The organism is Stenotrophomonas sp. AGC87, assembly GCF_057333975.1.
Map to the genome: position 1 here is coordinate 21,071 of NZ_JBHFHW010000039.1, position 26,795 is coordinate 47,865.

At 67.1% G+C, this 26,795-nt stretch carries 21 protein-coding genes and 1 riboswitch; of the genes, 11 read left to right on the forward strand and 10 right to left on the reverse strand.

Annotated features, from left to right (window positions below; genetic code table 11):
- Positions 1-84: 84 nt before the first annotated feature.
- The 4 genes from ACE026_RS15910 to ACE026_RS15925 all read right to left on the reverse strand — a co-directional run bounded on the left by ACE026_RS15910 (position 85) and on the right by ACE026_RS15925 (position 8,967).
- Positions 85-2,388 carry a TonB-dependent hemoglobin/transferrin/lactoferrin family receptor gene (locus ACE026_RS15910; RefSeq protein ID WP_486039816.1) on the reverse strand — a complete coding sequence of 768 codons (2,304 nt, stop codon included), beginning with the start codon at positions 2,386-2,388 and terminating at the stop codon, positions 85-87.
- A gap of 177 nt (positions 2,389-2,565) precedes the next feature.
- Positions 2,566-3,417: an EF-hand domain-containing protein gene (locus ACE026_RS15915; protein WP_486039817.1), complete on the reverse strand. Its 852-nt coding sequence runs from the start codon at positions 3,415-3,417 to the stop codon at positions 2,566-2,568.
- Positions 3,418-3,666: 249 nt separating this feature from the next.
- Positions 3,667-6,249, reverse strand: coding sequence for a M14 family zinc carboxypeptidase (locus ACE026_RS15920; RefSeq protein ID WP_486039818.1), 2,583 nt, complete (start codon positions 6,247-6,249; stop codon positions 3,667-3,669).
- 72 nt (positions 6,250-6,321) lie between these two features.
- Positions 6,322-8,967, reverse strand: coding sequence for a TonB-dependent receptor (locus ACE026_RS15925; protein WP_486039858.1), 2,646 nt, complete (start codon positions 8,965-8,967; stop codon positions 6,322-6,324).
- 188 nt (positions 8,968-9,155) lie between these two features.
- Here ACE026_RS15925 and queD point away from each other — a divergent pair, with 188 nt between their 5' ends.
- A complete protein-coding gene (gene queD / locus ACE026_RS15930) occupies positions 9,156-9,509 on the forward strand; it encodes a 6-carboxytetrahydropterin synthase QueD (RefSeq protein WP_019182605.1) in 354 nt (117 codons plus the stop codon).
- A gap of 149 nt (positions 9,510-9,658) precedes the next feature.
- Entirely contained in the window at positions 9,659-10,024 is a 366-nt protein-coding gene (locus tag ACE026_RS15935; RefSeq protein ID WP_486039819.1) for a phasin family protein, read from the forward strand.
- A gap of 94 nt (positions 10,025-10,118) precedes the next feature.
- On the opposite strand, the gene ACE026_RS15940 is transcribed toward ACE026_RS15935, so the two are convergent.
- Both ACE026_RS15940 and ACE026_RS15945 read right to left on the reverse strand, forming a co-directional pair.
- Positions 10,119-12,206 (reverse strand): asparagine synthetase B family protein, encoded by a 2,088-nt coding sequence (locus ACE026_RS15940; RefSeq protein WP_486039821.1) that lies wholly within the window; start codon positions 12,204-12,206, stop codon positions 10,119-10,121.
- On the reverse strand, positions 12,139-12,750 hold the full coding sequence (locus ACE026_RS15945) for a porin family protein (protein ID WP_486039822.1): 612 nt from the start codon (positions 12,748-12,750) through the stop codon (positions 12,139-12,141). The genes ACE026_RS15940 and ACE026_RS15945 overlap by 68 nt, the downstream gene beginning before the upstream one ends.
- 344 nt (positions 12,751-13,094) lie before the next feature.
- On the opposite strand from ACE026_RS15945, the gene ACE026_RS15950 reads away from it, so the two are divergent.
- Together ACE026_RS15950 and ACE026_RS15955 are read left to right on the forward strand one after the other, a co-directional pair.
- On the forward strand, positions 13,095-13,784 hold the full coding sequence (locus ACE026_RS15950; protein WP_486039859.1) for a winged helix-turn-helix domain-containing protein: 690 nt from the start codon (positions 13,095-13,097) through the stop codon (positions 13,782-13,784).
- A 4-nt stretch (positions 13,785-13,788) separates the two neighbouring features.
- A complete protein-coding gene (locus tag ACE026_RS15955; protein WP_486039823.1) occupies positions 13,789-15,120 on the forward strand; it encodes an ATP-binding protein in 1,332 nt (443 codons plus the stop codon).
- 15 nt (positions 15,121-15,135) lie between these two features.
- Here the strand turns inward: ACE026_RS15955 and ACE026_RS15960 are convergent, their stop codons facing one another.
- Together ACE026_RS15960 and ACE026_RS15965 are read right to left on the reverse strand one after the other, a co-directional pair.
- Positions 15,136-16,617, reverse strand: coding sequence for a sensor histidine kinase (locus ACE026_RS15960; protein WP_486039825.1), 1,482 nt, complete (start codon positions 16,615-16,617; stop codon positions 15,136-15,138).
- On the reverse strand, positions 16,614-17,336 hold the full coding sequence (locus ACE026_RS15965) for a response regulator transcription factor (RefSeq protein ID WP_486039827.1): 723 nt from the start codon (positions 17,334-17,336) through the stop codon (positions 16,614-16,616). The genes ACE026_RS15960 and ACE026_RS15965 overlap by 4 nt, the downstream gene beginning before the upstream one ends.
- A 146-nt stretch (positions 17,337-17,482) precedes the next feature.
- Here ACE026_RS15965 and msrB point away from each other — a divergent pair, with 146 nt between their 5' ends.
- From msrB to ACE026_RS15985, 4 genes are all read left to right on the forward strand, one after another.
- Positions 17,483-17,989, forward strand: coding sequence for a peptide-methionine (R)-S-oxide reductase MsrB (gene msrB / locus ACE026_RS15970; protein WP_121042494.1), 507 nt, complete (start codon positions 17,483-17,485; stop codon positions 17,987-17,989).
- A gap of 36 nt (positions 17,990-18,025) precedes the next feature.
- Positions 18,026-19,783 carry a cytochrome c biogenesis protein DipZ gene (locus tag ACE026_RS15975; protein ID WP_486039829.1) on the forward strand — a complete coding sequence of 586 codons (1,758 nt, stop codon included), beginning with the start codon at positions 18,026-18,028 and terminating at the stop codon, positions 19,781-19,783.
- A gap of 11 nt (positions 19,784-19,794) precedes the next feature.
- Positions 19,795-20,538: a peptide-methionine (S)-S-oxide reductase MsrA gene (gene msrA, locus ACE026_RS15980; RefSeq protein ID WP_486039831.1), complete on the forward strand. Its 744-nt coding sequence runs from the start codon at positions 19,795-19,797 to the stop codon at positions 20,536-20,538.
- Positions 20,539-20,694: 156 nt separating this feature from the next.
- The gene (locus ACE026_RS15985; RefSeq protein ID WP_486039833.1) at positions 20,695-22,125 is read left to right on the forward strand and encodes an aminotransferase-like domain-containing protein; all 1,431 of its coding nucleotides are present in this window, start codon (positions 20,695-20,697) and stop codon (positions 22,123-22,125) included.
- 3 nt (positions 22,126-22,128) lie between these two features.
- Here ACE026_RS15985 and bioD read toward each other — a convergent pair whose 3' ends face one another.
- Complete coding sequence (bioD, locus tag ACE026_RS15990; protein ID WP_486039835.1) at positions 22,129-22,812, reverse strand: dethiobiotin synthase; 684 nt, start codon at positions 22,810-22,812, stop codon at positions 22,129-22,131.
- A gap of 119 nt (positions 22,813-22,931) precedes the next feature.
- Between bioD and ACE026_RS15995 the strand changes: the two genes are divergently transcribed.
- Both ACE026_RS15995 and ACE026_RS16000 read left to right on the forward strand, forming a co-directional pair.
- Positions 22,932-23,414, forward strand: coding sequence for a GAF domain-containing protein (locus ACE026_RS15995; protein WP_259261731.1), 483 nt, complete (start codon positions 22,932-22,934; stop codon positions 23,412-23,414).
- Positions 23,411-23,782 carry a TfoX/Sxy family protein gene (locus ACE026_RS16000; protein WP_121042482.1) on the forward strand — a complete coding sequence of 124 codons (372 nt, stop codon included), beginning with the start codon at positions 23,411-23,413 and terminating at the stop codon, positions 23,780-23,782. Before ACE026_RS15995 ends, ACE026_RS16000 begins: the two co-directional genes overlap by 4 nt.
- A 37-nt stretch (positions 23,783-23,819) precedes the next feature.
- Here the strand turns inward: ACE026_RS16000 and ACE026_RS16005 are convergent, their stop codons facing one another.
- Entirely contained in the window at positions 23,820-24,398 is a 579-nt protein-coding gene (locus ACE026_RS16005; protein ID WP_461770676.1) for a histidine phosphatase family protein, read from the reverse strand.
- 152 nt (positions 24,399-24,550) lie between these two features.
- A riboswitch (cobalamin riboswitch) is annotated at positions 24,551-24,782 on the forward strand.
- A gap of 124 nt (positions 24,783-24,906) precedes the next feature.
- Here ACE026_RS16005 and btuB point away from each other — a divergent pair.
- Positions 24,907-26,748 carry a TonB-dependent vitamin B12 receptor gene (gene btuB / locus ACE026_RS16010; RefSeq protein WP_486039838.1) on the forward strand — a complete coding sequence of 614 codons (1,842 nt, stop codon included), beginning with the start codon at positions 24,907-24,909 and terminating at the stop codon, positions 26,746-26,748.
- The last annotated feature ends 47 nt before the right edge of the window (positions 26,749-26,795 follow it).

Below are 26,795 nucleotides of genomic sequence, written 5' to 3' on the forward strand. Positions count from 1 at the left end.
CATCTGCGTCGCCCTTTTCGTTTGTCGGGAGCCGGCCACCCCCCCCCACTACCGGCGGCTCGGCCTTGGGTCGGTGCACCGGCTTCAGAAGCTGTAGGCCACCGTGATCCGCGCATTGCGGCCCGGCTCGCTGTAGCGGCCGATGCCCTCATCGTTGACGTAGCCGTACAGCGTGTTGGTGCCCTTGTTGATGTTGCGCACGCGCTGCCAGAGGTAGTACTCCTCATTGGTCAGGTTGTAGAGGCCAGCGCTGAGCTTCCACTGCGGGGTGACGTTCCAGGTGCCGTACAGATCCAGCACGGTGTAGCCGTCGGCCTTGTCGACGAAGGCCGGCGTGGTGACCTTGCCGGTGGCGTCGCTGGTGTAGGCGTCCTTGGCCTTCTTGGCCACGGCATGGGTCACGCTGGCGGTGACGTTCCACACCGGCGACGGTGCATAGCGCACGCCCAGCACGGCACTGGCCGGCACGATGCTCTCCAGCGGATCGCCGTTGCGCTTCTCGCCTTCGCTGTACGAGGCGGCCAGGCGCGAGGACCATGCATCGCTGATCTGCCAGCGTCCTTCCAGTTCCACCCCCTTGACCGTCACTTCGCCCGCGTTGGTCGGCATCGTGTAGTTGCGCGAGTACAGCACCGGACCGGTCGCCGTCGTGCGGAACCCACCCGGCACCGACTGCGCCAGGTTGGTGTACTCGATGAAGTTCTCGTAGCGGTCGCGGAACACCGACAGGCCCAGCTGTGCACGGTCGGTACTCCAGCGGTAACCAAGTTCCAGATTCAGGCTCTTTTCCGACGCCAGGTCTGGATTGGATACGGTGTCATTGAGCAGCAGCGGCTGGCCGTTCTGCGCATTGATCACCTGAGTGGCGCTGGTCGGCGAATACATGTCCGCCACGGTCGGCGCACGGAAGCCACGACCCACCTGCGCCCACAGCGCATGGTCGGGCAGGAAGCGGTATTCGGCGCCCAGCTGCCAGCTCGGCGAAGCGAAGCTGACATCACGCACGGTGCCGGTGCGATCCACGAAGGTGGCGTCCACCTGCGGCGAATAGTCGTAGCGGTCATAGCGTGCGCCGGCACTGAGGGTCAGGCGCTCGTCCAGCAGCTGCACGCTGTCGCGCAGGTACAGGTTCCAGGCGGTCACGTCGGTCTTGGGCACCTGGCGCGGATCGATCTCCACCGAGGCAATGGCGCCTGCGGCATTCCAGCGGGTATCGACGGCGGTGAAGTCGATGTCGCGCTGCTGCCAGGCCAGGCCGTAGACCACGTCATGGCGTGCACCTGCGGTGGAGAAGACCTTGCTGAAATCGGCCGCGGCACGGTCCAGCGTCTGCTTGGTCGAGCGGTTCTCGCTGCGCAGGCACGGCGTGGCGCCGCCCGGGCAGCCACTGCCGGCCACGATGGTGGTGATGCCACGGCTGTCGGTCACTTGGCGGTCCACCTGCGCATCGAGGGTATCGAACAGCGCGTTGTCGGCCCGCCACTGGTAGTTCACGCCGTAGCGGTCGCGGTCGTTGGTGTCATGGCCTTTGCGCGACAGGTAACCCGGTGCATAGACGCGCGACAGGTTGTCCACGTCGTTGGTGGCGCGGCCGCGCTCGTACAGGAAGCCCAGCGTATTGGCTTCGTCGAGCTGCAGATCGAGCTTGCCGAGCAGGTTGTCGCGGGTGCTGTCGACCGGATCGGGCGTGCGGCGACCGACCCCGATGCGGTCGTTCGTGGTGTCGTACCACGACTCGGATTCATGGCCCTCGCGACGGGTATAGACCAGCATCGATTCGACGATGCCGGTGCGGTTGGCGAAGGTCAGCGTGCCCATGGTTTCGTCGTTGGCACCGGAGTACCCCGCCTTGAACCCAAGGTGGGTATCGTTGCCGCTCGTCTTGAGATAGTCGGCCGGGTCCTTGGTGGTGAACACCACCGCGCCGCCCAGTGCGCCGCTGCCGGCGCTGATCGAATCGGCGCCCTTGATCACGGCCAGGCTCTTGAGCGTATCGATGTCCACATCGCCGCGGCCACCGCGGAAGAACTCGTAGGAACGCGCGGTTTCCACCGATTCGCCCAGGCTCAGGCCATCGACGGTGATCGCCACGCGGTCGCTTTCCAGGCCACGGATGTTGAAGCCGTTGTCGCCGAAACGGCCCATGTCCACGATGCTGACACCGGGGATGTAGCGGATCGCTTCTTCCATCGTATTGGCCATCTCGCTGTCGAGATCGGCTGCAGTGAGCACGGTGACGTTCTGGTTGGTCGAACGCGTTTTCTTGGCACGCTCGGCCTGCACACGCACGGTATCGAGCGTACTGGCATCGTTGGCGGTTTCAGCGTGCACGCTGACGGACAGGCTGGCGGCAACCGCCAAGGCCAGCAGGGTGAGGGACGACTTCATGATCAAGCTCCGCAGGAGGGGTAGGGAATGGCGTGAGCGCCGCGGTGGCGGCGGGCCGTTCCTGGCTGCGGCGATCGGTGGACCGAGCGGGGCTGGGAGGCACACGGACGCGCGGGAAATCGCGCGCCGGATTCATCGTTGGCTGATACGTGGGACGTGCGCGGCACGTCCGCGTCGCTAGCGGTTGCCGTTGGCCGAATGCGCGCCGGCAACCGGCTCCGGATCGCGCGCATCGACGACGCCATCACCGTTGCTGTCGGCACGATCAAACATGCGCTTGCCGGAGAGCTGGTACTCGGCGAAGGTCATCCGGCCGTCCTTGTCCTTGTCCAGCGAGGCGAAGCGCACGCGGGCCTGGCGCTCGGCATCGGCGCGGACACGCTGGCGCTGCTCGTCCAGGCGGCCCTCGAACTCGGCGGTGTACTCGGCCAGCGACAGGGCGCCGTTGTCATCGGCGTCGGTGGCGGCGAAGCTGGCCGCGCGCACCGCAACGAACTCCTCGCGATCAACCGCGCCGTCTTTGTTGCGGTCGTAGAGCTCCAGCATGCCGTTGGCGGTATGCGAGGTCGGCATCTTCAGTGGATCGCGCGAAGACGCTGCGGCGGTCTCCTGCGTGGCGTTCTGCGACGTCTCGTAGCCGGCCCAGGTGCGTTCGCCGGCGGCATCGTACTCGGCACGGCTGATCGCGCCGTTCTTGTCGCGGTCCAACGCCTTGAAGCGGGTGTCGGTCTGGCGCAGGTGGCCGGCGCGTGCGTCGGCCAGACGCACGTCGAAGCGCTGCAGGTACTCGTCGACGTATTCCTGCTCGTCGACATGACCATCCTGGTTGCGGTCGGTCTCGGCGTAACGCTGTTTGCGGAAGGCCTCGAACTGAGCCCAGCTGACGCTGTCCGTGCCCTCGGTGGCGAACTGCGCGAGGAAGGCGGCCGCGGTCGGCGAGGCGGTGGCGGCCTTGCTGGCCGGCTGCGCGAGGACGGCCGGGGCCAGCACCAGTGCCATCAGGGCAGCGGTGAGCGGAACGATCTTCATGGTGGTTCCCCTGGAAGGACGGCTGCGGGTCGAGCCGGCGGGCGCCATCCTATTCGTATTGCGAATGATTCGCAATACGGAAATTTCACATGGGGTGTGATGGGTGTCTGACAAACGGAAACAGCCGACGTGGGTCGGCTATTGCTTGGGGTTGGAAGCCCCGCCATCAGGTGAGTGTGGCGGAGCTGCGTGTCGCGGTGGGAACGGTCGGGAGCCGGCCAGCGGCCGGCACTACCGGTACCACGCGTGTCAGCCGCGCGGCTTGGTCGGGTTGAGCTGGTTGCCGAAGAAGATCGCGTTCAACAGCAGGCGCTCGGTGCCGTGCCAGTATTTGCGGTGCGCCGGATCATCGGCGAACAGCACCACATTGCCCTGCCCCTGCGGCGACACCACCAGCCACGCGGCACCGGCGACGCGGCTGCGGTTGCGCTCGGAGAGGTAACCGTTGACCCTGGGCGCCTCGTCGATGCGCACCACGGTGGAGAACGGGTTGCGGCTGGGCTGGAAGCTCAGGCCGTTCTCCTTGTTCACCGCCAGCTGCCGACGCGGTACGCCGAAGCCCAGCGGATGCGTGTTGTCCACGTCCGCGCTGAGGATATTGCCGCTCACCCGTTCGATCGCCGCGATGTCGCGCTGATCGCCGAACGCACGTCGGGCGGCTTCCGGTTCCTTCTCCTCCGGCCCCAGCACTTCGTCGCTGAGCTTCTGCTCGATTGCCCAGCGCGCGGCCGTGCCGTAGGTGATCAGCGAGCCACCGGCGTTGATCCAGCGCTTGAGCGCCGCCACGGCGGTGGCATCCACGCCGGCATAGGTCCCGCCGGCCAGAACAATCGTGGTGTAGCGGTCCAGCGTGATCTTGCCCAGCTGGGCCGGGTCGATCTTGCTCGCCGGCAACTGCAGGTGCTGATCAAGCAGGAACCACGCCGAGCCGATCTCGGTGGCGCTGACGCCTTCGCCCATCACCAGCGCCACCGCCGGCTTGCGCAGTGCCTTGACGCTGTCACTGCCCAAGTCGATGCCACCACGGCTCTGCCCGCTGGAGAGCGCCTGGATGTGAACCCCACTGCTGCGTGCGACCGCATCGACCGCGGCAAGCAGCTCGGCACCGGCCAGCGGCTGGCCCGCGACCGGCACCACCACGCTGCCATAGCCGAATGACTGCTCGCCCTGGGCGGTGGCCGCGGTGAACGGCTGGAAGGCCGCACGCGTCACCACGCCCTTGGCCTGCAGCGCATACAGCGCGCGGCTGGCGTTGTAATCGCGCCAATCGAACACGTACGCGTAGCCCGCCTGACCGCCCACGACACCACCGTTGGCCGCGGGCACTCTGGCCACGCGCTCGCCACCGGCAATCCGGCTGCGGCTCGCGGCGAAGGCGATGCCGTACGCCGGCGCGATCGCATAGGAGGTGCTGCCGTAGAACACATCGCCCTTGATCGGCGGGGTGTCAGCGAAGATCGAATGGACGAGGCGGAACTGCGGCTGGGCGGCCTGGACGACGTACGCGCTGCCCGGTTCGAAGCGCAGCCCATCCACGGTGACCGGGGCGCTCAACGCCTGCACCGTGATCTGGTGCTGCAGCAGCAGATCCAGCAGGCGCTGGGTCAGGCCCGGGTCGGCGGCATCACCGAACACGAAGGACTTCACCGGCTGCTGGTTGGCCTGCTTCAGTGCGGACTGGAAGAACTCCTTCTGCAGCTTCAGCAGCCCGTCGCGCTCGGTCACTGCACCCCGCACCGTGCCCAGTCCGGTGGCGACCTGATTGCGGATGGTGAAGCCAAAGGTCAGCAGGCCGTTGACCGATTCCTGCACGCGGCCGCGCGAGCTGGCCTGCTCCACGGTCACGCCGACCGCGCCGTGGAAGTCCGGGTAGGTCGAGCCGTACACCGGCGAGAAGTTGTCGAAGTTCTCCCCGGTGTAATACAGCGAGCCCAATGCATCCAGCGACTGGGCGTGGTACTTGGCCAGGGTCTTGTTGAAGTCATACGACGCCGCCGGAATCAGCGGGCTGTGCATGCTCGCCGGCGACGGCTCGAAGTAGTAGGTGCTGTCCTTGCCCATTTCGTGGAAATCGATCTGGACGTTCGGATACCACTGGTGGAAATAGGCGATCTTCGGCCGCGTGTCCTGCTGGGTCAGCGCCAGCCAGTCGCGATTGAGATCGGTGAAGTAGTGATTGGTGCGGCCCTGCGGGAACGGTTCGACATGTTCCTTGTCCGCCGGATCGGCCGAGGCAGGCGAGGATGCATAGGCGTTGTGCCAGCTTGCCGCGCGGTCGCGCCCATCCGGGTTCTGCGCCGGATCGAACAGCACCACCGCCTGCTGCAGCCACTGCGCGGTCTCCGCGCTGCGGTTGGCGACCAGGTAGTAAGCGGTGAGCATCGCCGCTTCGCCGCTGGAGGTTTCATTGCCGTGCACGCTGTAGCCCAGCCATACCACCACCGGGCTGCTGCCGGCGGCCGAGAGCGGCTGCGCAGGATCGGCCAGGGTGACGTGCTGGCGGCGTAGCGTCTCCAGATTCTGCAGGTTCTGCGCCGAGGTCACCGTGGCGATCAGCAGCGGGCGGCCCTCGTAGCTGCGGCCGATCTCTTCAACCTTGATCTTGTCCGAGTGCTTGGCCAGTTCGTTGAAGTAGGCCACCAGCTGATCGTGCCGCGTGTAACGGCTGCCGATCTCATAGCCGAGAAACTGCTGGGGCGTGGGCACGGCCGGATCGAAATCACCGCCGGCCGGGAAGAAGTACGCGCTCTGCGCAGAGGCAGGCGCAGCGAACACAGACAGCACCAGCGCCACCCAGGCGATGGGGGAGAACAGACGACGTTGCAAAGACACAGCGATTCCCCGAAAGACGGGCCGGTTCCTTCCGACCCTGTGGATACGCACGCTCCGGTGCGCTGGATGAGGTCAGAAGCGGTAGTCGAAGCCGACCGTGAAGTAGCGACCACGCAGGTCGTACTGACTGAAGTCATACGGCGCGCGGATGCGCGGGAAGGAGGCGTCGTACGGCGGTTCCTCATCGGCCAGGTTCTGGATCTTCGCGTACACGGTCAGCTTGTCGATACCCGTGTACCCCAGGTACAGATCGAACTGGTTGTACGCATCCACCCGATCCTGCACGGCAGTGGCCGCGGCGCTGGCCTTCTGGTCGTACCCGCTGGTGTAGTACCAGGTCAGCGCGGTGCGGAAGTCGCCATAGCTCCAGTCGAAGGTGGTGGTGGCCTTGTTCTTGGGCAGGGTCGCGCCGAGGTTGCTGCCGGCGTAATCCACCAGCGGGCCACCGACCACGGTGGGGCGGCTGTAGTCGCGCACATGGGTGAAGGCGGTGCTCAGGCCGAAGTCGCCCGCACGCGCCGTCGGGAAGCGCTGACGCAGTTCGACATCGAAGCCGGAGGTCTTCAGCTCGCTCAGGTTCTGGTAGCGGTTGAACACCGCCAGCAGCTTGCCGCGCTCATCGCGGCTGACCGCGCCCGGCACGTTGTCGGTGACCAGGGTCTGAGTGTTGTTGGTGCCCACCAGGTTTTCCAGCTCGATGCGGTAGTAATCCACGCTCAGGCTGGTGTTGGTCCACGGTGAGAGCACGATGCCGGCATTGAAGCTCTTGGTGCGCTCGGGCTTGAGATCGTTGTTGCCGACAGTGAAGAAGGTCGGGTTCTGCCGCGAGCCCGGCACGTCCGGGTCGCGCGGATCGATCACGCTGCCGTAGGCGATGCTGGTGCTGTTGGAGTTCTCCGACAGCGACGGCGCGCGGAAGCCCTTGGAGGCGGCGGCACGCACCAGCAGGATGTCCCACGGCTGCCAGCGCAGGCTCAGCTTGGGCGAGAACGCATCGCCGAAATCGCTGTAGTGATCGGCGCGCGCAGCCGCCTGCAGTTCCAGACGCTCGGCCAGCGGCACGTTCACTTCGGCATAGGCCGCGGTGACCTTGCGCTCACCGTGCACCTCGGCGATCGCCGGGCGGATCTGCAGGCCCGCATCGATCTGCCAGGGGTTGTTGGAATCGAGCTTCTCGCGGCGCCACTCGGCACCGGCGGCGAAGCCGATCTCACCGGCCCAGGTATGGCCGATCGCACCGGAAATCTTGGCATCCACGCCCTGCAGCACCGACTCGGCCGGGCGCAGCGTGCTGATGTTGATCGCGTTGAGCACGTCCTGCGGAGTGGCCGACGGATTGAGCAGGTTATAGCTGCCGGTGGCGAGCGCATCGGCCAGTGCATAGCGGTTGGCGAAGCCGCCGGAGACGGTCTCGCGCTCGCTGCTGCGCGCGCCGAACGCACCGACTTCCCAATCCCAGTTCTGCAGGCTGCCGCGCAGCCCGACCAGGCCGCGGTAGGCCTGCGAGCGGTTGGTCTTGATGGTCGCACCGAGGTTGAAGAAGGTGTATTCGATCGGCACCGCGCGGCCATACGGGTTGTACGGGCTGCTGGCGGGCAGATTGGACGACACCGGTTCGGCCAGCCCGGTATCGGCGTTGAGCGCGAAGCGACCGCTTTCCAGGGTGAAGAACGGGCTGCTGCCGAACCAGGAGACGCCCTTGATGTCGCTGTAGAGCACTTCGCCGAACGCTTCGACGTTGTCGTTCACCCGGAAGGTGCCGTTGACGTAGGCCTGGTAGCGCTTGGTCGAGGGGATCAGCGTGGTGTACGGCGCCTGGTTGAAGCCGCAGGTGTTGCCGGCCAGGCCGTCGATCGGTGCGCTGGCGACCAGCGTGGTGCCGTCCGGGCAGTTGCCATTGGCATCGAGCATCGGCACCGAGGTGCCATTGACCAGGTAGCGCGCGCCTTTGGCCGACCAGCCGTTCCAGCGGCCGCCGGGCTTGTCGGTGTAGATACCGGACTTGGTCAGGTCGCGCTCGTCCTGGTCCAGGCGCTCGCGGTTGTAGCCCTCCAGGCTGACCAGGATGTTGTAGCCGTCCGTGTCCAGATCACCGATGCCGCCGATGAACTTCAGGTTCTGCTCGTCCAGCCCGCCCTGATCGGCGGTGCCCAGGCTGCCACCGAGTTCGGCACCTTCGAAATTCTGCCGGGTGATGATGTTGACCACACCGGCCACGGCATCCGAACCGTACACGGCCGAGGCGCCGTCCTTGAGCACTTCGATGCGTTCGACCGCAACCAACGGCAGCGCGTTGAGATTGACGAAGGTGTCCGACAGGCCGCCGGCCGGGAAGCCGTAGTTGGCCAGCCGGCGGCCGTTGAGCAGCACCAGCGTGTTCTTCTGCGACAGGCCGCGCAGGCCGATGCCGGCCGAACCGGAGGCCCAGCCGTTGTTGGTGGTTTCGTTGGCGGCGTTGCCGGTGTTGGCCGAGATCGAGCGCAGCAGGTCGGCGACGGTGGCCTTGCCGGTCTCCTCCAGCTGCTGGCGCTCGATCACCTGCACCGGGTTGGCCGACTCGGTATCCGTGCGCTTGATGTTGGACCCGGTGACCCGCACGGCGGCGAGGGTCTTGCTGGCGCCGGCGGCGGCGGCATCGGGGGCGGCGTCGGCGAACGCGGTCAAAGGCGTTGCCAGAGCGACGGACAACGCCGCTACAAGAAGAGTGTGCTTGGGCATGAACTTCAGTGGGGTGGTGGACGACAAGTTCCGCAGTAGTCCATGCCTGGCTGAACCACGGCCAATAACATCTCTTCATACGGATATAAGAGAAACTAACATCTCTTCATCCGGATGGAAATGTTTTCGTTAGCAACAATTAACGAGCGCGGTCCGCCGCACCCCCGCCCCGCCGCTACAATGCGGCCATGGAAATCTTCAAAGTCTTTACCCTCGAGGCCGCTCACCACCTCCCCAACGTGCCGCCGGGCCACAAGTGCGCGCGCCTGCACGGCCACTCGTTCCGGGTGGAACTCAAAGTGGAAGGCGAACCCGGCGAGCAGACCGGCTGGATCATGGATTTCGGCGACGTCAAAGCCGCTTTCCAGCCGATCTACGACCGTCTGGACCACCACTACCTCAACGACATCCCCGGCCTGGAGAACCCGACCAGCGAGCGCCTGGCGATGTGGATCTGGGACGAGCTCAAGCCGGCCCTGCCCGAGCTGAGCGAAGTCACCGTGCACGAAACCTGCACCTCCGGCTGCCGCTACCGCGGTTGATCACCCTCGGGATGCCCTGCCATCCCGTTGATCCTGAAGGTTTTCTGACCGAAACCGGGTAAATCCGGACCGGTTCGGGAAAAATATGTTGCATCGCAATATATTCGGCGTATGCTGCATTGCATCACCGTTCTCGAGCCGTCCTGACCATGGCGTCCGCGTTCACCGATTCCTTCAGCGACTACACCCGCCAGCTGGCCGCCACGGCCACGCGTGCCAACCGGCTCGCACTGGAAAATGCCGAAAGCATGTTCGGGGTGCAGTTGAAGACGCTGGAAAAGAACATCACCGCCACCAGCGGGTTCTTCGGTGAAATCGTGCAGTCACAGGATGCTGGCACGCTGCAGTCGCTGCTGCCCAAAGGCGCGCAACTGGCACGTGACAACCTCGCCCGTTGGACCAGCGCCAGCCAGGAAGTGGCCGGCCTGGGGCTGAAGGCCTCCGAAGCCTTCGGCGAACTCGCCGGGCAGCCGTTCGCGGCCGCCACGCCCAGCGCAGGCAAGACCCGCGGCTGAGCCGGACAACATCGAATTTGCGTGGGTCCCTCCCCCCACGCAATCCCAGACCCGACAGAACCCTCCCTCTGTCGGGTCTTTTTTTGGGCGCTGCTCAGCCCTCGGCCACCGCATGCCGGTGGCGTTCCAGCCAGGCCTGGAACATCAGGATCGGCCACAGGTGGGTGTGCCACTTGCGGCGGCCCTGACAAAACTCCGCCCACATCAGCGCGACCTGGCCGGCGTCAAAGTAGCCCTCACGGCGCAAGCGCTGCTCGTCCAGCAGCGCGTTGGCCCACGCAAAAAGCGGCCCGGCCAGCCAGGCGGCCACGGGCGGACCAAAGCCCATCTTCGGGCGATGGACCAAGGACGCCGGCAGGTGCCGGCCCAACAGCTGCTTCAGGATCCACTTGTGCTGCCCCTGCGCGTACTTGAGCGCTGTCGGCAGCGACCAGGCAAAGCGGATCACGGCGGGGTCCAGCAGCGGTGATCGCGTATCGAGCCCGTGTGCGGCGCCGGCGCGATCGATCTTGGGCAGGATGCCGTTACCGAGATCCATCAGGAAATCCAGGTACTGCACACGGTCCTGCGGATCGCCCCGGTCCAGCCAACGCGTACGATCGCTGAACACCGTCGCCGGCTCGATCGCGCGCAACACGACCTGGGCAGGGTCACGCCAGCGCGACACACGCAACAGGTAGTGCGCCTCAAGGCTGTCCGCACCCGCCTCCGAGCGCAGCGCCGCCCAGCCGCCCAGACGTGCGCGTTCCTGATGCGGCAACGCCCATCGCTGTAGCACCCCGCGCAAGGACGCAGGTACTCGATCCGTCCACCGCGCGTTGCGGATTGCGCGCTGATAGGCGCCATGGCCGTAGAACAGCTCATCCCCACCATCGCCGGTCAGTACGACGCGGTGGCCCCCTGACACAAGCAGGCAGGCCAGCAACGTCGGAACCTGGGAGGCATCGGCGAACGGTTCGCACCAGATGTCCGGCAACGCTGCGACCAGCGTGGACGCTTCACTACGGCGAAGGATATGACGCGTGTGCCGGGTCCCCAACCGCGCGGCAACCTGATCTGCCCAGTCGGCCTCATCGTGGCGAGGATCGTCGAATCCGACGGTGAACGTCTCGACCGGCAGTGCGGACTGCGACTGCGCGACCGCGGTGACGAGCGAGGAGTCGGTGCCGCCGGACAGGAACGCGGCGGCAGCGCCGGCGGGTGGCAGGCGTCGGTCGACGGCTTGATGCAGCAGCATCTCCAGCCCCTCGATGGCACCGTCCTGGCACGACGCTGCCTGTGCGCGCGCGTCGATTGCACTGCACATCTCATCGCGGGCATCCCAGTAGCGCCGACCGCCCGCGTGCGAGGCATGAGCCGCAGCACCCGCCAGGTGGTCGGAGAGATTCAGACGCACCACACAGCCTGCGGCCACCTTGTACAGGCCCTGATGGATGCTGTGTGGTGCAGGGATGTAGCCGAAGCGAAGCAGCAGCGCCAGCGCATCCCGGTTGACCGGCGCCTGGAATCCGGGATAGCCGTGCAGCGAGCCAAGGCGGGAGGCGAGCAGCAGAGTGCCCTGGCACCAGCCGTAATAGAGCGGCCGCGCACCTACCCGATCGCGCGCCAGCCAGAGCACATCATCTTCGCGGTCCCACACCGCCAGCGCGAATGCGCCGTCGCAGTCATGCAACGTCCGCTGCAGACCACGTGCGGCGATCGAAACAAGCAGCAGGGTCGCATCGTCGGCCGGCGAGGCGACGATGCCCGTGTACTCACGCTGCAGGATCGAGCGCGTATGCAGCATCCCATCCAGACACAACACGTAGCGGCCGCATGCCGATTGTCGCGGGGTGCGCTGCTGCTCAACGGCGCACTGCAGCTGCGCCAACCCCATGCTGCCGGTCTCATCAGACCAGACGGCCGGAAGCGTATCGATGCGATGAGGCGGTGTCGCCCCCATCGCCTGCACATGCCGGGCAAGCTCGGCCGTGGTCTTTCCCGGGCGCAGCCATGCACCACAGATTCCACTCATGGGATCTCCTGCCAGAACACGAGGGCACGCCACACGGCGCGCCCCCTCGCCAATGCCATCCCCGCTCCTGTCGGCCGGAAACGAGAGGGTGCGTTTGCGATCAGAAGCGGTAACCGACGCCCAGGTTCCAGGTGCTGAAGCGGAGCTTCTCGACGCCGGCGGCCTCACGCACCTTCGTGTTGGCCGTCATCGGAAGGCTGTACTCGGCGCGCAGCGCAAGCGCTTCGGTCAGATAGACGTTGGCGCCGACACTGGGCGTGGTGGCGAACTTGTTCTGCCGGGTGGGCTTGGCATCGACCGCAGTGGACGGCAGCAACTTCTGCTGGCGGCTGCCGACAGCGACCTTGCCGAACAGCTCGACCCGCTCACCGATCGGCAGCAGGGCCACGCCACCCACAGTGAAGGAGCGGGGGGTGAACACGGCGGTGGTGGGGTGACTGCTGCGGCTATTGCTCAAGGTGCTCTCGAACGAAGCTTCCGCCGCCAGATGCGGGCTGAACCGGTAGCCTGCACCGGCAACGTAACCTGCGCCGGAATTGCTCTGCTTGCGCTTGACGCCGGCCACAACGTCGCCAGCGGGGATCGACCAGCTCGACTGGACCTGGCCCAGCCCGGCGTAGGCGTATGCGCCTTCGCGGTCGACCGGGGATGCGTACACCGTGGTGGCGGCCATGGTCAACGACAAAGCGATGAGAGTGCGTGTGATCTGCATGAGTGACTCCAGGTTGGGGAGTGCGAAGCGTGCGTTCACGGCGACCACACGTCAGTGCAGAACGCGTGTGTGCCACGCAACCGCGAGCGACGGTCTGTAACGGCGTGTCACACCGCGTAGAAAGCGACACTCGCTGTACGGGCAGATGACTCTGGCCGTATCGGTCCTGTTGGCTTACGAGCGCCACAATCTGTCGTTACCAGCCGCCTTTGCAGCCATGCCGCACGTTGGCTCACCCTCGACGTGCGCCCGATATGAACATGGCGCCTGCGCTCGGCACGGCCGACGGTGGCCTGTCGCTGCATTGGCTTAGGATCGCCTCAGGTCACGCGGACGCCGTCAACATGGTGGATATCGTATTGGTTGAGGATGACGTTCGCCTGGGCGCGTTGATGAGCGGATACCTGGTGCGGCACGGTTACCAGGTCGTGCATGCGCTCACCGGTGAACATGCCATCGAGCAGATTCCTGCGCTGGCACCGGCGGTGGTGTTGCTCGATGTCACCCTTCCCGGCATCGATGGGTTCGCGGTGTGTGCGGCCATCCGCCCCCACTTCCGCGGTCTGATCTGCATGCTGAGTGCCCGCACGGACGACATCGACCAGGTACTGGGGCTGGAACTGGGGGCAGACGACTACATCGGCAAGCCGATCGAGCCGCGCGTGCTGCTGGCACGGATCCGTGCGCACCTGCGGCGCGACAGCGATCAGCGCCATGGGTACGCGGCGTTGCAGTTCGGGCAGCTGCGCATCGAGCGCGACACGCGTGAAGTGACGCTTCAATCGCAGCGCGTGGAACTGACCACCGCGGAGTTCGATCTTTTGATCTGCCTGGCCCAGAGCGCCGGCACCGTGCTCAGCCGCGATGATCTGCTCCGCCATCTGCGTGGCATCGGCTTTGATGGGCTCGACCGCTCGATCGATGCACGGATCTCGCGCCTGCGGCGCAAGCTTGGCGACTTCGGCGAGGCGCCGGACCGGATCAAGACGATCCGCGGCAAGGGCTATCTGTTCAATCGTGCCGGTTGGGGCTGACAGTATGTCTCCGGCAAAGGCGAAGGTTACCGCCGTCGGTCACTTCAGCCTGTTTGTGCGTTACTGCCTGGGCTTCGTGATCGCCTACCTGGTGCTCATCGCAGCCGGGCTGTACCTGTGGGCCGTGCTGACCGAACAGGGAGAAGGCCAGCAGGTCCGTACCCAGCTGCAGGGCATCCACCATCTTCTGCACGACCGCTACGCCGCCACACCGGAAGCGGAGTGGCCGATGCTGACCCGGCAACTGCAGATGCAGTTCGCCTATCCGTTGCGGGTGACAACGTTGGAGCAGGCGCCGCACGCGCTCGACGCGCGATCGCTTCAACACCTCGACCAGGGCGGACTGGTGCTGACCGACGACGCGCACTTCAGCTACCAGCGCCTGCCCGGCTCCCCGCGCGTGCTGGTGCTGGGCGACTTCTCCGAGCCGCAGCACGCCGATGTCGACTGGTACGACAGTGAGTGGGTGGATACCGCGGTGATGATGGGCATCTTCATCATTGCGATCGCGCTTCCCCTGTACTTCCTGGTCTACCGCCTGTGGCGCGACGTCTACGCGCTGGGTGAAATGGCATTGACGATCCAGCAAGGCAACCTTGCCGTCAAAGCGCCGGTGGTCGGCACACGGTTGGTCCGCCCACTGCAACATGCCCTGTGCAGCATGGCCAGGCAGCTGCAGGACGTGATGGAAGGCCAGCGGATTCTGTCGCAGGCCGTGGCGCATGAGACCCGCACCCCGTTGGCACGGATGCGTTTCGCGCTGGCGATGATGCAGATCGACACCTGCGATGCGGACAGCGTGGCGCTGCGCGATGGACTGAAGGAGGATGTCGTCCGGCTCGAACAGCTCGCCTCGGCTGGCGTGGCCTACGCACAGTTCGGGCGCAGCACACAGATCATCACCGAGCCGCTGGACGTCGCGGGGCTGTTCACGGTGTTGGGTGACCGCGCCCGGCCCGCTGGCGCAGGCAGGCCCCGGCTCTGCTTCCAGCCGCCCCATCAGCCGTCACTTTCGGCCAACCGCGATGCACTGCTGCTCGCGCTCCAGAATCTGATCGGCAATGCACTGCGCCATGCCGCCACCCAGGTAGTCGTCAGCGCCCATGCACTGGATCACCGGCTGGTCATCGCCGTCGACGACGATGGGCCCGGCATCGCGCCCGCCGACCGCGAGCGCATCTTCCAGCCATACGTGCAGCTCCAGCAGCATCCCGACGGCTTCGGCCTCGGGCTGGCCCTGGTCCAGATCATCGCGGCCAAACATGGCGGCAGCGCCGATGTCTGCGACTCGGTCCTGGGCGGCGCACGCTTCCGGCTGCTGCTGCCACGCCGCTGAGCGGCAGGCCTGCGCTCAGAGCCGCGGCGACAGCGTCGCGGCAGGCAGCGTGAACACGAACAGCGCGCCTTCGCGGCTGTCCATCAAGTGGATCGGTCGCCCGTGCAACTGCAGGATGCGGTGCACGATCAGCAGGCCAAGGCCACCGCTGTCGGGGCGCTGGCTGCCCAGCGCCGGCATCGTGGTGAACAAGGTGTCGCGCCGCTCGGCAGCGATGCCCGGACCGGAATCGCCCACGCTGACCTGCACCTCGCTGCCCGACGCGTGCAGGGTCACCGTGATGCGCCCGCCTTCGGGCGTGTGGCGGATCGCGTTGTCGAGCAGGTTGGTCAGCACCCGCTCGATCAACGCCAGATCCGCGACCACCGGCGGCAAACCCGGTGGGATGTCGGCACTCAACGTCTGCCGGCGCGACTGCGCGGCCAGCTCGAACTTCTGGAACACGTCCTGCACGAGATCAGGCAGCGAGAAGGTCTGGCGGTCCAGCACCACGCCGCCGTGTTCAAGGCGAGCCAGCTCGAACAGTGCCTGGGCCAGGCGACCGACCTTGTGGCTCTGCGACAGGGCAATGGACAGATAACGCTGGCGTTCGTCAGCACTGAGCGTGGCGTCCTTGAGTGCCAGCGTTTCCAGATACCCGTGCAGCGACGACAACGGCGTGCGCAGGTCGTGGGAGATGTTGGCGACCAGTTCGCGCCGCTGCAGATCCTGCTGGCGCAGCTGTTGCCACTGCTCGCCCAGGCGCTGGGCCATATGCCCGAAGCTGTGCTGCAGGATGGCCAGCTCGTCGCGCTCGCCCGGACGCAGCGGCGCCGGGGGCGGCGCGGCATCCGGCGTGGCCGTATCCACGTCGAAGGACTGGATGCGCCGGGTCAGCTGGCGCAGCGGGCGGGTCACCCAGCGAAATGCGACCAGGCCAGCCAGCAGCCCCACCACGGCGACGATCGCCAGCGACCACAACGTGGTGCGCAGCGTACTGTTGGCCGCGATATTGGCGGCGAGCGCCTCGCGCTGTTCACCGACCAGCACCACGTAGATGTAGCCCGCCTGATGCCCCTGCACCCACAGCGGCGCCGCGTTGAACACCTTGCGGCCGGTCGCACTGCGTGGGTCATCGCCGAGGATCGGCAGCGGCTCGTCGCGCAGCAGCGCCTGCACAGGCGCCAGATCGACACGGCTGCGTTTAAGGTGACCGTCCGGCGCGTCATGGCCAAGGATGCGGCCCTGGTCGTCGAGCAGATACACCTCCACGCTCGGGTTGACCGCCATCAGCTTGCCGAACAGGGCGCGCACTTCACCATTGCGCATGCCGCGGCCATCCATCAGCTCGCCGCTGCGCGCGATGTGCTCGGCCAGCCCGCGTGAGAGGCGCTGCACGGTTTCCTGCTCATGCACGGTGGTGCTGCGCATCTGGATCCAGACCAGTGCGCCACAGCACAGCAGCAACAGCGCGAAGAACACCGCGGACAGGCGCTGGGACAAGGTGAGGCGGATCATGTGTCTGTCCCCTCGTGGCCATCGACCAGTTTGTAGCCGCGCCCCCACACCGTCTGGATGCGCTGCGGGTTGGCCGCATCGCGCTCGATCTTGTTGCGCAGCCGGTTGATGTGGGTGTTGACGGTGTGTTCGTAGCCGTCGTGTTGATAGCCCCAGACCTGGTTGAGCAGGTCCATCCGCGAATACACCTGGCCGGGATGACGGGCGAAGAAGTACAGCAGGTCGAACTCGCGCGGGGTCAGTTCCAAGGGCCGGCCGTCGACCAGTGCCGTGCGGGCGACCGGGTCGATGCGCAGCCCGGCCACCTCGATCTCGCCGGCGTCGATGCGTGCGTTCTGCGCCATCGCCTCGACACGGCGCAGCAGCGCCTTCACGCGTGCCACCAGTTCCAGCATCGAGAAGGGCTTGGCCAGGTAATCGTCCGCCCCCAGCTCCAGGCCGAGAATGCGGTGCACTTCACTGGCGCGCGCACTGGTGATGATGATCGGGGTGTAGCGCGTCATCGCGCGGGCACGCTTGCAGATCTCCAGGCCGTCCACACCGGGCAGCATCAGGTCCAGCACCAGCGCGCTCCACGGCTGCGCCTCCAGCAGGGCCAGGCCCTCGTCGCCGGTGGCGGCATGGGTGACCTCATAGCCTTCGTCGCGCAGGTGCATGCGCAGCAGGTTGGCGATGTGGACATCGTCTTCGACGATCAGGACACGCTTGGCACTGCTCATCGGCTCAGGGGGCGGCAGGAGGGCATGGCGGCATTGTCGACGGATCGCGACCTGAATGTGTCACGGAAAATTTAACCCTGCGTGAGGATTCGTTGACCGGGCCGGGCGCAGCATGGCCGCATCGTCCCCGTGCCCGGAGATCGGTCATGCGCTTCACACGTCGCAAAGTGCTTGGAATGGGTGGCATGACGGCTGCCGCCGGCCTGTTTGGCCTGACCGCCTGCAGCAACCCTGCCCCGGCGGCGCCCGCCGCCCCCGCACGCCAGTTCGAGGTCATGCGCAGCGATGCGCAGTGGCGCGAACAGCTCACGCCTGCCCAGTACAGCGTGCTGCGGCGGCAGAGCACGGAGCGGCCGTTCAGCAGCCCCCTCAACAAAGAGCATCGGCGGGGCACCTTCAGCTGTGCCGGCTGCGCGCTGCCGTTGTTCTCCTCCTCCACCAAGTTCGACAGCGGCACCGGCTGGCCCAGCTTCTGGGCGCCGCTGCACGATGCCGTCGGCGAAGACCGCGACACCACCCTGGGCATGGTCCGTGTCGAGGCGCATTGCCGGCGCTGCGGCGGCCATCTCGGCCACGTGTTCGATGACGGCCCGCGCCCCACCGGCCTGCGCTACTGCATGAACGGCGTGGCCATGAATTTCGTCGCGGCCTGAGCGCCGCACTCCCCTGCGTCATAGAAGGACCGCTCCATGCTTCTGCTCGTGCTGGCCTATCTCGGTGGTGTGCTCACCATCCTCAGCCCCTGCATCCTGCCGGTGCTGCCGTTCGTGTTCGCCCGCTCGGACCGCCCGTTCCTGCGCAGTGGCCTGCCGCTGCTGATCGGCATGGCCTTGATGTTCGCCGTGGTCGCCAGCCTGGCGGCGGTCAGCAGCCAATGGGTGGCCCAGGCCAACCAGATCGGGCGCTGGATCGCGCTGGTGGTGATGGCGGTGTTCGCGCTGGCACTGCTGTGGCCGGCGCTGGCCGACCGCCTGCTGTCGCCGTTCCAGCGGCTGGGCGCGCGACTGAGCGCCTCGGCCGATGCGGCCAGTGATGCCGGCCGCGGTGGCGTGGGCACCTCGCTGCTGATCGGTATCGCCACCGGCCTGCTGTGGGCGCCGTGCGCGGGGCCGATCCTCGGCCTGATCCTCACCGGCGCGGCGTTGCAGGGCGCCAGTGTCGGCACCAGCGGGCTGCTGCTGGCCTATGCACTGGGCGCAGCCACCTCGCTGGCCCTGGCGATCTGGATCGGCGGGCGCGTGTTTGCCGCGCTCAAGCGCCGCCTTGGCGTGGGCGAGTGGGTGCGTCGCGGGCTCGGCATCGCCGCGTTGCTGGCGGTGATCGCCATTGCGATGGGCTGGGATACCGGCGTGCTGACCCGGCTGTCCACGGTCAGTACCGCGAAGCTGGAGCAGGGCCTGCTCGATGTGCTGCCAGCACAGCAGCCCGCGGCCGGTGCGGCGATGATGAGTTCCGCCGCTACTCCCGGGCAGCCGCTGCCGGTGGAAGGCACCCTGCCCTCCCTGGCCGGCGCAACCGGCTGGCTCAACAGCCCGCCGCTGGACGCGCAGGCGTTGCGCGGCAAGGTGGTGCTGGTCGACTTCTGGACCTACTCCTGCATCAACTGCCTGCGCGCGATGCCCTACGTGCGTGAGTGGGCCGAGCGCTATCGCGATCACGGCCTGGTGGTGATCGGTGTGCATGCGCCGGAGTTCGCCTTCGAGCGCAATCTCCCCAACGTGCAGCGGGCGGTGAAGGACCTGAAGGTCACTTACCCGGTTGCGATCGACAACGACTTCGCGATCTGGCGCGGCTTCAACAACAAGTACTGGCCGGCGCACTACTTCATCGATGCGCAGGGCCGGATCCGCGCGCATCACTTCGGCGAGGGCAACTATGCGCAGTCCGAGCAGATCATCCGCCAGCTGCTGCGCGAGGCCGGCAACACCCTGCCCGGTGACGATGCACTGGTCGCGATAACGCTGGACGGTGTAGCGCGCCAGGCCGACATGGACAACCTCAAATCGCCGGAGACCTACCTCGGCCATGCGCGTGCCGAGAACTTCGCCTCCCCCGGTGGCCAGCGCCAGGACCAGCCTGCCGACTACACCGTGCCTGCCACGCTTCAACACAACCAGTGGGCCTTGGCCGGACGCTGGACCGTGGGCAACGAGGACGCCCGGCTGGAGACACGCGGCGGCCGTATCGCCTTCCGCTTCCATGCACGTGACCTGCACCTGGTGCTGGCGCCGGGCGAGGACGGCAAGCCGGTCCGGTTCCGCGTGCGCATCGACGGGCAGCCGCCGGGCGCGGCAGCCGGTGGAGACATCTCCGCCGACGGCGACGGCCGCGTGGATGAAAACCGTCTGTATCAGCTGATCCGCCAGTCCGGCGCCGTGCAGGAGCGCACCTTCGAGATCGAGTTCCTCGATCCGGGCGTGCACGCCTACGCCTTTACGTTTGGGTGAGGAGCCATCGCATGAAGATCGCAGTCGACAAACTCGTTGCAGGCGGCATCGCTGTCGCCATCGCGGCACTCACCGCCAGCGTGGTGCTGGGTCTGGATCGACCGGCACTCGCCGCCGCAGCCACCACCGCCGTGGCGATGCCGCCACCTGCCGGCAAGGCGGACCTGCGCCAACCCGGTGTGAAGCGGGCACAGGTGGTGTTCGCCGGTGGCTGCTTCTGGGGCGTGCAGGGCGTGTTCCAGCACATCAAGGGCGTGGACAACGCGCTCTCCGGCTACATCGGCGGCAGTGCGGCGAATGCCACCTACCCGCGCGTCGGCGGCGGTGGAACCGGCCATGCCGAGGCGGTGCAGGTCACCTACGATCCGGCCCAGGTCAGCTATGGCCAGCTGATGCAGGTGTTCTTCTCGGTGGCGCATGACCCGACCCAGCTCAACCGGCAGGGCCCGGACCGAGGCACGCAGTACCGCTCGGCGGTCTATGCCGACGACGCGGCGCAGCGCGATGCCACCCGCGCCTACATCGCCCAGCTGCAGCAGGCCAGGACCTACGCCGCGCCGGTAGTGACCCAGGTCGATGGTGGCAAGCCGTTCTTCGCCGCCGAGGGCTATCACCAGAACTACCTCACGCTGCATCCGGAATCGCTGTACATCCGGATCAACGACCTGCCCAAGGTGGCGGCGCTGAAACAGCAGTTTCCGGCGCTGTACCGCGAGCAGCCGCGCCTGGTGAGCACCACCATTTCGGCGCGCTGATCACGCGGCGAACCTGAAGAAAAGACGCACGGCACACATCGCTCTGCCGTGCGCGAGGGAAGTCATCACGCCCATGGTAGGCTGCGTCCCGAGGCGGATACAGATGCAGATGACTGGCATCCGCACGGTTACAGATACCCGTGGATGCAGATGCCGATGGCGACCAACCTCTACCAGTCCCTGGCCGATGAAATGGCCGACGCGATCCGCAGTGGACGCTTGCCGGTCGGCACCCGGCTGCCGTCGCTGCGCGGCCTGGCGACACAGCGCAGCCTCAGCCTCAACACGGTGATCGCCGCGTATCGGCAGCTGGAGGATGCCGGGCTGGTGCTGCCGCGGCCCAAGGCCGGCTTCGTGGTCAGCCCGCGCCTGCCCGAACCCACCCAGTCGCTGCGGCAGGCACCCTCACCACCGACTGCACCCGCGCAGCAGGCGATGATGGCGCGCGTGCTGGCCGCACAGCAGCAACCGGACATCGTCGATCTGGCGTTCGCCGGCCCGCGCGGCAAGCGTTTCTATCCCGGCGCGCAGCTGGCCCGCATCACCGCGCAGGTACTGCGCCGTGCCACCACCACGGTGGAGACCTACGCACGTCCCAACGGTGCGGCACGGCTGCTGACCCAGATAGTGCAGCGTGGGCCACGGCTGGGGCTGCACACCACCACGGACCGGCTGGTGCTCACGCATGGTGCGATGGAAGCCCTGCAGCTGGCGTTGCGCGTGGTGACCCAACCCGGCGATGCGGTCGCGATCGAAGCGCCCTCCTACTTCAACATCTACCCGCTGCTGCGCAGCCTGGGCCTGCGCGCGATCGAGCTGCCCACCCATCCGAGGGACGGCCTCGATCTGGAGGCACTGGAAGCGCTGCTCGCCGCCGGCGGCATTGCCGCGATCATGGCCATGCCGACCGTGCACAACCCGCTCGGCGGCAGCATGCCCGTGCCGAACAAGCAGCGCCTGGCCGCGCTGGTGAACCATTACCAGGTGCCGTTGATCGAAGACGCGGTCTACGCCGAACTGCAGTTCAAGGAGCCACTGGAGCCGTTGGCCAAGAGCTTTGACCGCGATGGCTGGATCATGGTCTGCAGCGGCTTCTCCAAAACGCTCGCGCCGGACTACCGCATCGGCTGGCTCGACGGTGGCCGCTTCGCTGCCGATATCCAGCTGCTGAAATTCCACTCCTCCGGCGCCGAATCACGCCTGCTCGGGGATGCAGTGGCCGCGTTCCTGGAGGCCGGCAACTACGAGCACCATCTGCGGGGGTTGCGTCGGCTCTACAGCGACCAGGTCAGCCACGTGCGTGGCCTGATCGCGCAGCACTTCCCGCCCGGCACGTCGGCCACCCAGCCGACGGGCGGGTTCCTGCTGTGGGTGGAGCTGCCTGCCGCGATCGATGCCGGGGAGCTGTTCGAGCAGGCCTTGGCCGAGGGCGTGGTGTTCATGCCCGGCCAGGTGTACTCGCGCGGTGCCCGCTATCGGCATTGCCTGCGCCTGTCGTGCTGCCAGGAACTGGACGATCGCTTCGCCGGCGCGATCGCCACGGTCGGCCGGCTCGCCACCGCGCTGCAGGTGCGCGCAGGCAGCTGACGCTCAGAACACCAGACGGTCCGCCAGGCGGGCCGGGTCCACGCCCGGCGCATACGGCAGGCGGCCCCAGCACGGCATCGGCAGCCGCGCGGTGAGCAATGCGACGTTCTCGTCGCGGCGTGCCATGCTCGGGTCCACGTCGTTGGCGATCCAGCCGATGCAGCGCGCGCCACGGGCCGCGATCGCCTCGGCAGTCAGCCGCGCATGGTTGAGGCAGCCCAGCCGCAGCCCGACCACCATCACCACCGGCAGCTTCAGCGCGTGCACCAGATCACTCTGGTCCAGCGTGGCCGACAGCGGCGCCAGCCAGCCACCGACGCCCTCGACCACCACCGTGTCCGCGCTGGCGCGCAGGCGCGCGAAGGCGGCCTCGATCGGTGCCAGCGACAGTTGCACGCCAGCCTCCGCCGCGGCGATCTCCGGGGCCAGTGGCTGCTCGAGCGCGAACGGGTTGAGGTCTTCATACGCCGGTGCCGGCATGCTCGCGGCCAGCAGGGCGGTGGCATCCTCGTTGCGCAGGCCCTCAGGCGTGCGCTCGCAGCCACTGGCGACCGGCTTCATGCCCACCGCGGTGCCGCCGTGGCGGCGGAGGGCATGCAGCAGCACACAGCTGCTGAAGGTCTTGCCGATGCCGGTGTCGGTACCGGTGACGAACAGGGCGGCAGGGCGCGGCGCAGGCAGGGACATAGGGACGACCGGGAGCGGAATCGCGCCATTATCCGCCCTCCCGGCAGCGCTGCGGCGCGGTCCGCTGCGTTCCGCCGGCCCCGGGGGCAACCAACCGCCGCGCTTGGTAGACTGCGGCCATGTTCGATACCTCCACGCTCACCGGCAGCAAGCCGGAACAGTACGGCCAGCTGCTGGCCCAGGCCCGCGCCCTGGTGCACGGCGAGCGCGACCGCATCGCCAATGCGGCCAACCTGTCGGCGCTGGTCTACCACGCCCTGCCGCACCTGAACTGGGTCGGCTTCTACTTCTTCGATGGCAAGGAGCTGGTCGTTGGCCCGTTCCAGGGCCTGCCCGCCTGCGTACGTATCCCGCTCGACAAGGGCGTGTGTGGCGCTGCTGCTTCGCAGCGGGTCACCCAGCGCATCGAAGACGTCGATGCGTTCCCCGGTCACATCGCCTGCGACTCGGCCTCGCGCTCGGAATTGGTCGTGCCGCTGGTCCACAACGGCGAGCTGGTCGGCGTGTTCGACCTGGACAGCCCCTCGCTGGCGCGCTTCGATGCCGAGGACCAGGCCGGGCTGGAAGCCATCGCCGCGGTGTTCGTCGAGGCATTGGGATGAGTGGCGTCAAGCTGCGCAACATCGGCCCGAAGAGCGCAGCATGGCTTCGCCAGGTCGGTCTGCGTACGCCGGAAGATCTGGTGGCGGTCGGTGCGGTCGGTGCCTTCGTCAAGGTGCGCCGCGCCGGCTTCAAGCCCAGCTTGAATCTGCTCTACTCGCTGGAAGGTGCGCTGCAGGACTGCCACTGGCAGGAACTGCCGGAGGCGCGCCGCACCGTGCTGGTGGCCGAGTACGAAGCGATCATCGCCGACCAGCCGCTGAAGAAGGCGCCGCCCGCCTCCGGCCCGGTCTACGACCGCACGGTCGAGCATCGCGACGATGACGGCGACGAAGCACCGCCGTTCGAGATGGACGACGACAACCGCTGATCCACGGGAACCGACACACCGTCGCTACCCGCGCGCTTCATACCTGCTGCAGCTCCAGCAGTTCGCCCCACAGCCGGTCGTCCTCGCGCTCCACGCGCAGGCGCAGCCGCGTGCCGTGATCGATGCGCAGCGCCCAGCACATCGCCATCGGCAGGCCGCACACCTGCGACAGCACCATCCGCAGCGGTCCGCCGTGGCTGACGATCAAGGTCGGGACCGGCTCGGGCTCATCCAGTAACCGATGCAGGCCGCGCGCGATGCGGCGTTCGAAGTGGCCCCAGCTTTCGCCATGCGGCGGTGGATTGGCGTGCGGGTCCAGATGGAAGGCTGACAGCGCATCCATCGGCAGCGCCTCCAGCGCGAGCCCGTCCCAGTCGCCGAAATCGAGTTCTTCCCATTCCTCATCGGCCTCCACGTCCACCGCGTGGGGCAAGGCCAATGCCTCGGCGGTCAACAGTGCTCGCTGCCGTGGCGAGGACAGCACACGCTGCCAGGGCAGCCCGGCATAACGCGCACACAGGGCGTCGGTCGCGCCCTCGTGCAGCGGTGGATCGGTGCGGCCATCAAGATGATCGTCGCGGCCGGTACTGGCGTGGCGGATCAGATCGAGGATCATGCCCGGCCCCATCTGCTGCCCGCTGCGGCCGGCCAGTGCAGGTCACGGGCGTCGGTGCCGGGGTGCTGCAACCACGTTGGGGTCATGGAGATCACATCGAAAAAGCGAGGCGCATTCTAACCGGTGCGCTCCATGGGCCCGGCCGATGGCTTAGACTGCGCCCACTTTCAGGTGACCTGGGGCTGCAATGCCGCCAGGTTGAAACGGGAAGCCGGTGACGCGTCAGGCCCTGTGCCACGCCGCCACTCCGGCGCTGCCCCCGCAACGGTAAGCGTGGAAACACCAGGCAACACGCCACTGTGCTCCGGCATGGGAAGGCGCCTGGCACGATGGCACCCCCATCGGCCCGCGAGCCCGGAGACCGGCCTGGAAGACGACTGGTTGCGATGCGGCGGGCATGGCGGCGGCAAGCAGGTGCCTGCGTGCGCCCGCCCACCGTCGAACCTCCCTGCAGCGCGATCATCCCCACCCCTTGCCGCGCGGGCGTGCGCGGTGCATGGAGTCATTGATGAAGCTGCAAACCCGCGTTCTTTCCCTGGCCGTGCTGTCGGCCCTGCCCCTGCTGGCCTCCGCACAGGACGACGCCACCGCGCTGGACCAGGTGCTGGTCACCGCCACGCGTACCCCGATCGCCCTGCAGGACAGCATCTCACCGGCGCAGGTGATCGACCGCGCCGAGATCGAGCGCAGCCAGGCGCCGTCGCTGCAGGATCTGCTGCGCGGCCGTGCCGGCATCAACCTCAACAACAGCGGCGGCCTGGGCAAGCAGAGCTCGCTGTTCCTGCGCGGTACCAACTCGGCCCACACGCTGGTGCTGATCGATGGCGTGCGCATCAACACCGGCGACCTCGGCCTGGCCATGATCCAGGACCTGCCGCTGGCGCAGATCGAGCGCATCGAAATCGTGCGTGGCCCGCAGTCCAGCCTGTACGGCGCCGATGCGATCGGTGGCGTGATCCAGATCTTCACCCGCCGCAATGCCGGCCAGTTCGCGCCGCACCTGCAGCTCGGCGGTGGCAGCAACGGCCTGCGCGAGGCCAGCGGTGGCTTCGGTGGCAGCGGTGAGCGTGGCTGGTTCGGCACCGACATCGCCTACCAGCACACCGATGGCATCAACGCCTGCCGGGGCTCGGTGTCGCCCTTCGCTGGCTGCGGCGCCGACGAGCCCGACCGCGATGGCTACCGCAACCTGTCCATGAGCCTGCGCGGCGGCTATGCGTTGACGGACACCTTGAGCCTGGAAGGCACCGCACTGCGCGCCGAAGGCGAGAACCATTACGACGGCTACTACAACTACTCCGAAACGCTGCAGCAGGTGCTCGGCGGCAAGCTGCGCTACAAGCCGAGCGAGCGCTTCAACCTGACGGTCAACGTCGGCCGCGCCGACAACGAATCGGACAACTTCAACGGTGATACCTGGCTGGGCAATGCACAGACCCACCGCGACAGTGCCTCGGTGCAGGCCGACATCGGCCTCGCTGACGGCCAGCTGCTGAGCGCTGGTGTGGATTGGAGCCAGGACAACCTGGACGGCAGCAGCGCCGGCTACCTGGTCGACAGCCGCGACAACACCGGCGTGTTCGTGCAGTACCAGGGCCGCTTTGGTGCGCACCACCTGCAGGCCAGCGTGCGCAACGACGACAACGAACAGTTCGGCAACCACACCACTGGCAGCCTCGGCTGGGGCCTGGAGCTGGGCAGCGGGTTCCGCCTCAACGCGAGCTATGGCACCGCGTTCAAGGCCCCGACCTTCAGCGACCTTTACGACCCGTGGAGCGGCGTGCCGACCCTGGACCCGGAGAAATCCAAGAGCGCGAACATCGGCATCGCCCAGCAGGGTGATGGCTGGCGCTGGGGCCTGGACGTATACGAAACGCGCATCGATGACCTGATCACCTACGACGCGACCACCTTCATGATGTCGCAGGTCGAGAAGGCGCGCATCCGCGGCGCCGAACTGACCGGTGCGATCACCGTCGCCGGGTTCGACCTCAACGCACAGCTCAGCCACACCGACCCGCGCAACCGCACCGACGGCAGCGCGCAGTTCGACAACTGGCTGGCGCGCCGCGCACAGAACACCGCGCGCCTGGACGTCGATCGCCGCTTTGGTGATTTCCGCGCCGGCCTCACCGCCAACGGCGCCGGCAAGCGTTACGACGATGCAGCGAACACGGTGCACCTGGCTGGCTACGGCACCGTGGACCTGCGTCTGGAATACGCCCTGACCCGCGATTGGTCCGTACTGGGCCGGGTCAGCAACGTCTTCGACCGCGACTACGAAACCGTCGCCTGGTACAACCAGCCTGGCCGCGAGTATCGCCTGAGCGTGCGTTACCAGCCGAAGTAAGGGATCTGGACGGCGGCACTGCCGCCGTCCCACCCTCGGCAGGGGGG